The organism is Kitasatospora sp. NPDC047058 (genome assembly GCF_040643935.1).
In the GTDB taxonomy this organism is placed as follows: domain Bacteria; phylum Actinomycetota; class Actinomycetes; order Streptomycetales; family Streptomycetaceae; genus Kitasatospora.
In genome coordinates, this window is the sequence record NZ_JBEYVJ010000285.1 from 1 (window position 1) to 9,538 (window position 9,538).

General features: G+C 71.4%; 15 protein-coding genes. 9 read left to right on the forward strand and 6 right to left on the reverse strand.

The window, feature by feature from the left end; genetic code table 11:
• Nucleotides 1-26: 26 nt before the first annotated feature.
• Nucleotides 27-446: a MarR family winged helix-turn-helix transcriptional regulator gene (locus ABZ885_RS29835; RefSeq protein ID WP_360195234.1), complete on the reverse strand. Its 420-nt coding sequence runs from the start codon at nucleotides 444-446 to the stop codon at nucleotides 27-29.
• 62 nt (nucleotides 447-508) lie between these two features.
• On the opposite strand from ABZ885_RS29835, the gene ABZ885_RS29840 reads away from it, so the two are divergent.
• Both ABZ885_RS29840 and ABZ885_RS29845 read left to right on the forward strand, forming a co-directional pair.
• Nucleotides 509-1,288 (forward strand): alpha/beta hydrolase, encoded by a 780-nt coding sequence (locus ABZ885_RS29840; protein WP_360195237.1) that lies wholly within the window; start codon nucleotides 509-511, stop codon nucleotides 1,286-1,288.
• A 212-nt stretch (nucleotides 1,289-1,500) separates the two neighbouring features.
• A complete protein-coding gene (locus ABZ885_RS29845) occupies nucleotides 1,501-2,106 on the forward strand; it encodes a histone deacetylase (RefSeq protein ID WP_360195265.1) in 606 nt (201 codons plus the stop codon).
• A 19-nt stretch (nucleotides 2,107-2,125) separates the two neighbouring features.
• Here ABZ885_RS29845 and ABZ885_RS29850 read toward each other — a convergent pair whose 3' ends face one another.
• The 4 genes from ABZ885_RS29850 to ABZ885_RS29865 form a co-directional block, all read right to left on the reverse strand.
• Nucleotides 2,126-2,290 (reverse strand): hypothetical protein, encoded by a 165-nt coding sequence (locus tag ABZ885_RS29850; protein ID WP_360195239.1) that lies wholly within the window; start codon nucleotides 2,288-2,290, stop codon nucleotides 2,126-2,128.
• 307 nt (nucleotides 2,291-2,597) lie between these two features.
• The gene (locus tag ABZ885_RS29855; RefSeq protein ID WP_360195242.1) at nucleotides 2,598-2,906 is read right to left on the reverse strand and encodes a hypothetical protein; all 309 of its coding nucleotides are present in this window, start codon (nucleotides 2,904-2,906) and stop codon (nucleotides 2,598-2,600) included.
• Nucleotides 2,840-3,544, reverse strand: coding sequence for a recombinase family protein (locus ABZ885_RS29860; protein ID WP_360195244.1), 705 nt, complete (start codon nucleotides 3,542-3,544; stop codon nucleotides 2,840-2,842). Before ABZ885_RS29860 ends, ABZ885_RS29855 begins: the two co-directional genes overlap by 67 nt.
• A 361-nt stretch (nucleotides 3,545-3,905) precedes the next feature.
• Nucleotides 3,906-4,430 carry an ATP-binding protein gene (locus ABZ885_RS29865; RefSeq protein WP_360195246.1) on the reverse strand — a complete coding sequence of 175 codons (525 nt, stop codon included), beginning with the start codon at nucleotides 4,428-4,430 and terminating at the stop codon, nucleotides 3,906-3,908.
• Nucleotides 4,431-4,590: 160 nt separating this feature from the next.
• Between ABZ885_RS29865 and ABZ885_RS29870 the strand changes: the two genes are divergently transcribed.
• Genes ABZ885_RS29870 through ABZ885_RS29885 form a run of 4 tightly spaced genes read left to right on the forward strand, consistent with a single transcriptional unit; the run spans nucleotide 4,591 to nucleotide 6,257 of the window.
• The gene (locus tag ABZ885_RS29870; protein WP_360195268.1) at nucleotides 4,591-5,058 is read left to right on the forward strand and encodes a transposase; all 468 of its coding nucleotides are present in this window, start codon (nucleotides 4,591-4,593) and stop codon (nucleotides 5,056-5,058) included.
• Nucleotides 5,046-5,411 (forward strand): hypothetical protein, encoded by a 366-nt coding sequence (locus ABZ885_RS29875; protein WP_360195249.1) that lies wholly within the window; start codon nucleotides 5,046-5,048, stop codon nucleotides 5,409-5,411. Before ABZ885_RS29870 ends, ABZ885_RS29875 begins: the two co-directional genes overlap by 13 nt.
• Nucleotides 5,356-5,880, forward strand: a complete 525-nt coding sequence (locus tag ABZ885_RS29880) for a hypothetical protein (protein ID WP_360195251.1) — start codon at nucleotides 5,356-5,358, stop codon at nucleotides 5,878-5,880. The genes ABZ885_RS29875 and ABZ885_RS29880 overlap by 56 nt, the downstream gene beginning before the upstream one ends.
• Entirely contained in the window at nucleotides 5,874-6,257 is a 384-nt protein-coding gene (locus ABZ885_RS29885) for a transposase (protein ID WP_360195271.1), read from the forward strand. The genes ABZ885_RS29880 and ABZ885_RS29885 overlap by 7 nt, the downstream gene beginning before the upstream one ends.
• 164 nt (nucleotides 6,258-6,421) lie before the next feature.
• On the opposite strand, the gene ABZ885_RS29890 is transcribed toward ABZ885_RS29885, so the two are convergent.
• Nucleotides 6,422-7,453 (reverse strand): hypothetical protein, encoded by a 1,032-nt coding sequence (locus ABZ885_RS29890; protein WP_360195254.1) that lies wholly within the window; start codon nucleotides 7,451-7,453, stop codon nucleotides 6,422-6,424.
• 84 nt (nucleotides 7,454-7,537) lie between these two features.
• Between ABZ885_RS29890 and ABZ885_RS29895 the strand changes: the two genes are divergently transcribed.
• The 3 genes from ABZ885_RS29895 to uppS all read left to right on the forward strand — a co-directional run bounded on the left by ABZ885_RS29895 (nucleotide 7,538) and on the right by uppS (nucleotide 9,463).
• Nucleotides 7,538-7,837 carry a helix-turn-helix transcriptional regulator gene (locus ABZ885_RS29895; protein WP_360195257.1) on the forward strand — a complete coding sequence of 100 codons (300 nt, stop codon included), beginning with the start codon at nucleotides 7,538-7,540 and terminating at the stop codon, nucleotides 7,835-7,837.
• A complete protein-coding gene (locus ABZ885_RS29900) occupies nucleotides 7,834-8,622 on the forward strand; it encodes a hypothetical protein (protein ID WP_360195260.1) in 789 nt (262 codons plus the stop codon). Before ABZ885_RS29895 ends, ABZ885_RS29900 begins: the two co-directional genes overlap by 4 nt.
• 64 nt (nucleotides 8,623-8,686) lie before the next feature.
• Nucleotides 8,687-9,463, forward strand: a complete 777-nt coding sequence (gene uppS / locus ABZ885_RS29905) for a polyprenyl diphosphate synthase (RefSeq protein ID WP_360195263.1) — start codon at nucleotides 8,687-8,689, stop codon at nucleotides 9,461-9,463.
• Nucleotides 9,464-9,538: the final 75 nt, after the last annotated feature.

A 9,538-nucleotide genomic window follows, 5' to 3' on the forward strand; every position in this document is an offset into this window, starting at 1 on the left:
CTGCACGCGGAGACGGGCGCGCCGCGTCACCCGCCGTCTCCGGCGGCGAGCCGCCTGAGCAGGCCGAGCAGGACGGCCCGGTCCGCCTCGGGCAGCGGGGCGAAGCAGTCGGCGAGCACCTCGTCGGCGACCGCGTGGCCGGCCGCGAGCACCTGCTCACCGGCGGGCGTAAGGTGGTGCTCGATGCGGCGGCCGTGTCCGGGCCGGCGTTCCACCAGCCCCTGGGCGGCCAGACGGCCGACGAGCGCCCCGAAGGCCTGCTCGCTCTGGAAGGTCGCCACGGCCAGCGCGCGCGCCGGGGCCCCGGGTGAACGGCTGATCGCGCGCAGGGCGTCCCACTGCGCCAGCGTCGTGCCGACGGCCGCGAGCGCACCGTCGAGCGCCCGGTGCTGCCGGTACTGGGTCTGCTTGACCGCCCGGCCGAGTTCTTGCAGCTCACCATGCATGGAGCGATTCTACGACACAACCAAGCTAGCTTATATAAAGATGTTTAGTTACTCTGGAAGGCATGAACACCGACCTTTCCCTCACCCTGTCCGAGGCCGGCGCCGGCCGTCCCGTCCTCCTGCTCCACGGCGGCGGAGGCCCGGCCACGGTCGCCGGCCTCGCCGAGCGCCTCTCCGGGAGCGCACACACCCTCACGCCCGTCCACCCCGGCTGGGACGGCACCCACCGCCCGGCCTGGCTCACCGGCATCGACGACCTCGCGCTCGCCTACCTGCAGCACCTCCACGACCACGGGCTGCACGACGTCCTGGTCGTCGGCTCCTCGCTCGGCGGCTGGATCGCCGCCGAGATGGCCGTGCGCGACACCGCGGGAACCATCACCGGCCTCGTCCTGATCGATGCCGTCGGCGTGCACGTCGAGACGGAGCCGATCGCGGACGTCTTCGCCCTCGACGCCCGCGGCCTCGCCGAGCACTCCTGGCACGACCCGGACCGGTACCACGTCGACCCCGCCACCCTGCCGGCCGGCGAACTCGCCCGGCGGCAGGGCAACATGGCCACCATGCGCACGCTCGCCGGCGACCCGTACATGCACGACCCCCGGCTGCTGGACCGGCTCGGCGGCGTCCAGGTCCCCACCCTCCTGCTCTGGGGCGAGAGCGACCGCGTCGTCACCCCCGCCTACGGCGCGGCCTACGCCGCCGCCTTCGGCGACGCCCGGCTGGAACTCGTCCCGCGGGCGGGCCACCTCCCGCAGATCGAACAGCCGGAGGCCACGTACCGGCTGGTCGAGGCCCACCTGCACCGGACCAGCGCCACCCCTCCTGTCGCCACCGGGTGACCACCGAGCCGCCACGGCGCCGTCGGACGGGGCTGGCGCGCCACTCCCGGCCCAGGTTCCGTCCTTGGGTACCGTCACCGGCTGTGGAGGAGATTCGACGGAGCGTCAGCGGCGCGGCGGCGCAGCCGGAGTCGAGCGCGTGCCGGCCGGAGCCCCGGGCCGGGACGGGCGGGGAACCGGAGCACGTCTGGTACGCGGCGTACGGCTCGAACATGCGTGCCGAGCGCCTGGCCCGCTACCTCCTCGGCGGCCGGCCGCCCGGCGGCGTGCGGACCCACCCCGGATCCCGGGACGGCGGGCTGCCGGCGCGGACCGTCCCGCTGCTGCTGCCGGGGTCGCTGTACTTCGCGCTGGAGTCGGCGGTCTGGGGCGGCGGCATGGGCTTCTACGACCCGGCCGCGCCCGGCGAACTGCCCGCCCGGGCCTACCTGCTCACCGCCGGGCAGTTCAGCGACATCGCGGCGCAGGAGATGCACCGCGAACCGGACCAGGACCTCCCGCTGGCCGGGGCCGTCACCGCCGGACGGGAGCAGCTCGGGCCCGGCCGCTACGAGACCCTGCTCTGCCCGGGCACCCTCGACGGCGTGCCGGTGCTGACGTTCACCGCCCCGTGGGACCCGGCCGCCGCCGAGCTCAGCGCCCCGAGCGCCGCGTACCTGCGGAACCTCGCCGCCGGCCTGGTCGAGGCCCACGGCTGGAGCCTGCGGCAGGCGGCCGCCTACCTGAGCAGCCGCCCGGGTGCGGCCGGCCACTGGACGGCGGCCGCGCTCCTGCGCGAGCTGGCCGGGACGGTCGGCGAGGCCGGACAGCCCGGCTGAGCCGGAGGCCCGCCGATGGTCAGGCCGTCAGGGCCGCGCGGACGCGGGCCTGGACGGCGGGGTCGGTGAGCAGCGCGTTGTGCTTCAGGCAGTCGGTCTGCAGGTTGACGGCCCCGGCCAGGCCGGTGCTGCCGGTCGGTGCGATCTGTTCGTCGCAGGCCGACCAGAAGGTCGTGTACCGCACGGGCGCCGGGGTCTCGGTACCGCTGTTGGGGTCCAGCCAAGGTACGTGCAAAAGGGGCCATGGCGTGATCTTGGAGACGTGAAGGCTCTTGCCGCCGGCCAAGGTGAGCCGATAAGCCGCCATGCGACGATCTTGAAGCTCCGCCTCCGGTGCTCAGCACCGGAGCTCGGGTTCGTCCTGGTCTGCGGGCTTGACTCCGCGGGCTCCTGGCTACCCTGGGGCCAGGATCCGAACGGCCCGGGCAGGCCGGGTTCGGTGGCGCCGAGTAACCGCGCCGCGGCCTTTGTTAGCTGCGGGCCGGGGATCACTATCCGAGCTCTTCGAGTGCGGCGGCGTTCAGCTCGGCGCGCTGGAAGACCAGGCGCTCGCGCAGCTCGATCTCCTCCGGGGTGAGCGGTTCGCCGGGGCGGAGGATCCGCGCGGGCTTGGGTCGCAGGGGCAGGTCGTCGTCGGCCGGTGCGTCGAGGGCGTCTTGCTCGGCTTCGGCGAGTGCCCGGTACACCGAGGCGACCGAGGGATGCTTGCCGGCGTTCTTGCCAGTCTTGATGATCAGCTTCCCGGCGATCTCCGGGACGGGGACGCCCTTGTCCTTGAGCGCGATGGCGAATGTGAGCATGTCGTCGTCGATAACCTCGGCCGGCCGCCGTGGTTGCCCTTCGCGGCGGCGGTGACCTGGCCTTCGAGGGCCTTCTCCCGGATGTAGTTGCGCTCGATCTGCGCGGCGGCGGCCAGGACGGCGAAGAACATCGAGCCCATGCCGTTGGGGTCGTAGACGCCGCTGAGCGGGCCGGTGAGGAGTTCGAGCAGGATGCCGTGCCCCTGTAGGTCGGCCGACATCTGCATCAGCTCGGCTGCGTTGCGTGCCAGGCGCTTCATCTCGTGGACGGTCAGGATGACCACCTGGTCCGGCGCGGCCTCCTTGAACTGGCGGGCCAGGGTGAGCGCGGCCTCCATCTGCGGGCGGACCTTGATCCGGGTGCTGATCTTCTCCTGGAAGATCTTGAAGCAGCCCGCGGTTTGCAGGGCCTCGATCTGGCTGGCGAGCTCCTGCTGGGCGGTCGAGCAGCGCGCGTACCCGATCCGGATCGGCGGGGCGGCGTAGTCGGGCGCCGGGGTGAGCACCGGGGCCGGCCGCCGCTGCCACGGCTTGCCCGGACCGTGGTCGGCGGGGACCAGGACCTCCAGGTCCTCGCGCAGCGCGGGCACGAGGATGAAGCGCGGGGTGTGGTACTTCGCCGCGGTCTTCCCTCCCATCGTCCGGCACGCGCTCCCGGCCGGGGCTTCGCACTTCGGGCAATCGTGGCGTTCCACCGCAGATGCTGCCTGATCGGATGTCAGATCCATGCCGGGATTGTCTCAGAAGTGTCTTGCAGAACGCCGGAGTTTTGAGAGGTTTTCTGCGAGTGGAGACCTGGATAATCCGGACACGTTCCGGGGGTCTCTCAGAACTCTCGCAACTGTTCATTTGTGAGAGTTACGCATCGTCACGACTGTCACGTTCGACTACATGGCACTTTGTCGAGGTCTCGGACTCTGTTGCTCAATTCGGACCGCGGGCCGGGGCGACTTCTCGGGGGTAGATGACACCGGGGGGTTGGGTCGAGCTGGGTGGACCTCAGCTCTTGACGGCCTCTGCGATCTGCAGGGCGGCCTGGGCGGGCGTGAGGTACGTGGTGTCGATGACCTCGGCCTCGGCGTGCAGCCAGGTGCGGGCCGCCTCGGCGTAGGGCTCAAGGTACTTGAGGCGGAACCAGGAGTTGGGACCGACAACAGTGTCCCCTGCGATGCGCCCGCGGAGGGTGTCCTGGTCGGCGTGGAGGACGAAGTGCCGTACTGGAATGGCGTGCTGGGCGAGGCCCGTGCTGATCTCGCGCCAGTACTGCTCGACCAGGACAGTCATCGGCATCACCAGAGTGCCGCCGGTGTAGTCGAGTACGCGGCGGGCGGTCTCGACTACGAGCTGCCGCCACGGCGGCCAGTGCTGGAAGTTGTCCGTCCCGGGCAGCCCCGGCGTGATGTCCATGAGAGTCTCGCCGACCTTCTCGGCGTCGAACACCCGTGAATCCGGGATGAGTGGCTGTATGAGTGCACTGGTCGTTGTCTTGCCTGCGCCGTGGGTGCCGTTGAGCCATACGATCATGGGCCTCGATGCTAGCGCTGTGCGGGCCGTGGGAACCGGGAACGGCAGAAAGCCGGTACGGCTCGGGCCTTTCTCGTGTCACCTATCTCGGTTCACTGCGGCATGATCGCTCCTGCGGTCGTCTCGTGGGCAGGCGGTCGCGGGGGTGGTGTGGGTGTCGATGAGGGCGGCGGGACTGCCGGAGGCCCCGGAGCAGACAGCACTGGTCGCGGCAGCGGCTTTCCCCAAGGGGACGCTGGCAATGCGGGTGCGCCAGGAGCTGGCGGACGTCTTCGCGGACGAGCCGTTCGCGTCCGCGTTCGGGGTACGCGGTGCTCCCGGCTTGTCACCGGGGATGCTGGCGCTGGTCACAGTGCTGCAGTTCGCCGAGAACCTGACCGACCGCCAGGCAGCCGGGATGGCGGTGCGAGCGATCGACTGGAAGTACGCGATCGGCCTGGAGCTGACGCATCCGGGGTTCGACTTCACGGTGCTGGCGAAGTTCCGTGCCCGGCTGGTCGAGCACGGCATGGAGCGCCTGGTCTTCGACCGGCTGGTGGAACACTGCCGTCAGGAGGGCCTGATCGCAGCTGGGGGGGGAAGCAGCGCACCGATTCCACACATGTCATCAGCGCGGTGCGGGACCTGAACCGGCTGGAGCTGGCCGGGGAGAGCGTGCGTGCGGCGCTGGAGTCGCTGGCCGTCGCGGCCCCGTCCTGGCTCAGGCAGGCGGTGCCGGTGGCCGAGTGGGAGCTGCGTTACGCGACCAGGGTCGACTCGTGGCGGCTGCCCGCCTCGAAGACCAAGCGGGACCGGCTGGCCGAGGTCTACGGCCAGGACGCGCACCGGCTGCTGCACGCCCTCCACGCGCCCGACGCCCCGGTGTGGCTGCGGGAGATCGAGGCGGTCCAGCTGCTGCGACGGATCTTCCTGCAGACCTACCTACGTGACGACCGACGCCCGGGGACGGGAGGTGGTCAGGAAGCGGGAGGCCGAGGTTGACGGCGTCCCGCCCGGCCATCTGCGGCTCGCCTCCCCCTACGACCGCGACGCCCGCTGGTCCGCCAAGGGAGACGAGCTGTTCTGGCGCGGCTACAAGGTCCACCCCACCGAGGCCTGTGACAACACTCCCGACGGCACCGACGCCCGGGCCCGCACTCCGAACCTGATCACGGACGTGACCGCCACCGCCGGCATCCAGCAGCGTCTGACCGAACGGCAGATCAAGCCGGGCGAGCACTACCTCGACTCCGGCTACCCCTCCGCCGACATGGTCACCGCCGCCACACACGAAGGCATCGCCATGACCACAGCGCTGCTGGCAGACCACTCCCACCAGGCCCGAGCCGCCGAAGGCTTCGACAAGAGCGCCTCCGCATCGACTGGACAGCACGTCAAGTCCGCTGCCCCGAAGGCCGCACCAGCACCGGCTGGTATCCCGTCCAGCAGCACGGCCACGACGCCATCGTGATCGAGTTCGCCCGAGCAGACTGCGGCTCCTGCCCGTCCCGCGACACGTGCACCACCGCCGCACGCGGCAACCGCATGCTCACCCTGCGGCCCCGCGAACTGCACGAGACCGTCACCGCCGCCCGCGCCGAGCAGAAGACCGACACCTGGCATGCCAAGTACGCCCTACGCGCGGGAGTCGAAGGCACGATCAACCAGACCCTCGACATCACCGATCTGCGCCGGGCCCCCTACCACGGCCTGCCCAGGACCAGCCTCCAGCACGCCTACTCCGCCACCGCGATCAACGTCATCCGACTCGACGCCCACTGGGCCGACCAGCCCACACGTCCCCGGACCAGCCGACTCACACGACTCGCCCACCAACTCGCGGCCTGATCACCGACCCCGAATAGAGCAACAGAGTCGTCTCGCGAGTGGACCGGCCCCACCCGAACAGCGGATCATCGGCCGTCATCTCCTTCAGTGGAGCATCGGTCCGATGAGCCAGCCTCAATGGCAGCGCCTCCCTGCTCCGGCAACTGACCGGATGCCTCCCGCTGTTACTTCCTGGTCGCGGTCGCAATCACACCGAAGGTGAGTGCGCCCGTCAGTAGCGCGAACGTGAGTGTGACGGCTGCCCACTGCCCGATGGAGTCGACCTGGTCGCCGAGCCCGAGCAGCTGCCACGCGGTGTCCCGCAGCGCCAACGAGACCGGCAGTGCCAACGCGCTTGCGGTGATCGCAATCCGGGCGGCCCGTCGCGTCCCCGACGCGGGCGGAAGCGCGGCGAACCGCAGGACACTGTTGCAGATCATCACAAAGGCGAAGGTGCCGCCCGCGAAGACCGTGGTCTCCACGGTGAAGAGCAGTACCCCGGGCCAGCCCTCGCCGGAAGCCAGTCCCGTGGCGACCAGCAGGCCGGCGGCGACAGCGGCCGCGGCGGCGAGCAGGGCGAAGCGGAGGCGTACGAAGCCGAGCACCTTGCCGCGGCCGATCAGCGCAGCGAGTGCGCGCCCCATGCGGGAGCGGGGGGCGGCGAGGAGAGTCGCGAGGGGTGCGAGGTCGTCCAACCAGTCCCCGCCCTTGTCCTCGGCCCCGCGTACCGGCTTCGGTAGCCGTCGGATCGCCCGGCGGTGCAGCAGCAGGCTCCCGGCCGTCACCCCGGTGAGCGGCAGCAGGGACGCGATCAGCCAGGGGGTGCCGCCGTCCCAGGACGCGCGGTCCGCCCGCGCGGCCACCGCCGCCCAGTCGGTGGCGAGCGTGGCGGCGACGAGCAGCGTGCAGACCAGCGCGGCCCGAAGTACCTGCTCGATCCGGTAGCGCGGCAGCGGCCGGTCGCGGCGGCACAGCAGCGCCCTTGCCCCGCCGAGCGTCCCGAGCAGGGGGACGAAGAACATGGTGAAGGTCACCACTGCGTCGTATGGATCGTCCTGCCAGGGACTGCCCGCCCGCACCACGCGAACCTGTGTCGTCAGGTAGGCGAACAGGGTGAAGGCGGCGGCGCCGGCGGCGGACGTCAGCAGCGCCGCGGCAGCGGCAGGCCGAGCGGGGTGTCCGACCTCCAGCTGATTGATCGTCAAGTCATCGCGCATGACGGCGATAGTACACGCCGCGTAGTACTTGGCGTGTAGTTCGCGGCACGTAGTATGGTGCTTCGTCAGATCGGGAGGAGCGATATGCACGTCAACGATGCCCAGACGCTGGTGCTCTGCGCGCTGGCCGACGGGCCGCTGCACGGATACGCCATCAACACGGCGATCGAGGAGCTGACCGGGGAGCGGCTGGGCCCCGGCAGCCTGTACGGGGCGCTGGCCAGGCTGGAGTCGAAGCGGCTGATCGAGCCGCTCGACGGGCAGGGCCGCCAACGCCCGGTGCAGCTGACGTCCCTCGGCCGCGAGGTCCTGGAACGCGAACTGCGCGCCATGGCCCGGGTCGCGAACGCGGGACTGCGGCGCCTGGGGGTGCACCCGGCGTGAGCGTCGTCACCCGCAGCCTGGTCAGGCTCTACCCGGACGCCTTCCGCGAGCGCTGGGGCGCGATGGTGGAGGACGAAGCCCGGGGCGCGGGCTGGAAGTCCTGGCCCAATCTCATCGCGGGCATCGTGGACATGTGGCTACACCCGGCCCACTGGCCCGCCGACTCCCCGGCACAGCGTCAGCGGAGGGTGGCCACCATGGGCATCACGGTCGCCCTCGCCGCCTGGTTCCTGAGCCACCTGGCCGCCGAACAGGCCGGCCCCTTGCCCGCCGACGGCGTCCGGGAGCAGGTCACGCACGGCTGCACCACCCTGCTGCTGCTCGGCATCGCCCTCGTCGCACCCAGGCCCCGGCCCACGCTGCGCGCCGCGATCACGTTGCTGGGCTGGGCGCTCCGTCGCCTCGCCGTACCGACGCTCCTCGGCACGACCGTGGTCGTCCTGGTGCACGGCGGCTTCGACGCGGACGCCTCACCGCCCACCCTGCGCACCGCCGTCCTCGCCGCCTGGTGGATCACCCTGGGCCTCGGCGCGATCCAGATCCCCCGCATCTTCACCGGCGTCGGCGCGGACGCCGTCGTGCCACCCGGCACCGGCAGCCTCCGCGTCGGTGCATGGACCCTCGCCGGCGCCAGCGCCACCGGCGGCGCGACCATCCTCGGACTCTCGCTCACCGGTGCCGGATTCCACCCGCTCGGCGTCGGCATCGGCGTGGGCCTGCTGCTGCTGACGGCGGTGTGCGCGGGCACCCTGCGTGACCTGCGCGACCTGCCGTCGGCCTCGTAAGCCACGCGGCAACCGCCTGACCGTGGCCCGCCAGAACCGGTAGCCACTCCCGACCCACTTGGAGGTGCCCGTGTCCGACCTGCTCCGCTCCCTCTACGCCCGCCGCTTGCGTCGCCAGGTCATAGCCGGCCCGCTGCCCCGACATGTCGGGCTGATCATGGACGGCAACCGCCGCTGGGCCCGACAGATGGGTATGGCCAACCCGAGCCTCGGCCACAAGGTGGGCGCCGAGCACGTCGAGGAGGTGCTCTCCTGGTGCGAGGCCCTGGCGATCAAGCACATCACCGTCTTCGTCTGCTCGACCGAGAACCTCCAGCGCCGCGGCGACACCGAAGTCGCCTATCTGATGCGGCTGATCGAGCAGGTGGTCGTCGATCGCGTCACCCGCCCGGACGCCCGCTGGCAGGTCCACCTCGCCGGAATGACCGACGCCCTGCCCGACAGCACCGCCCGCGCCCTCAAGGAGGCCGTCGAGGCCACCCGCACCTGCACCACCGGCGCTCACGTCACCCTGGCCGTCGGCTACGGCGGCCGTCAGGAGGTCGTCGACGCCGTGCGCGACTTGATGTACGCGCGAGCCGAAGCGGGCGCGTCACTGACCGAGGCCGCGGACGCCCTGACCGTCGACGACATCGCCCCACACCTGTACACCGCCGGCCAGCCCGACCCCGACCTGGTCATCCGTACCAGCGGCGAGCAACGGCTGTCGAACTTCCTGCTCTGGCAGAGCGCCTACTCGGAGCTGTACTTCTGCGAGGCCTACTGGCCCGCGTTCCGCGAGGTCGACTTCCTGCGCGCGGTCCGCAGCTTCGCCGCCAGGCAGCGGCGCTACGGCGGCTGAGTCCCGGTCTCGTCCTCGTCGGCGAGGGCCTCGGTCGTGACGGTGACGGCGTCTGCTGCGCGGAGGTTGGCTTCC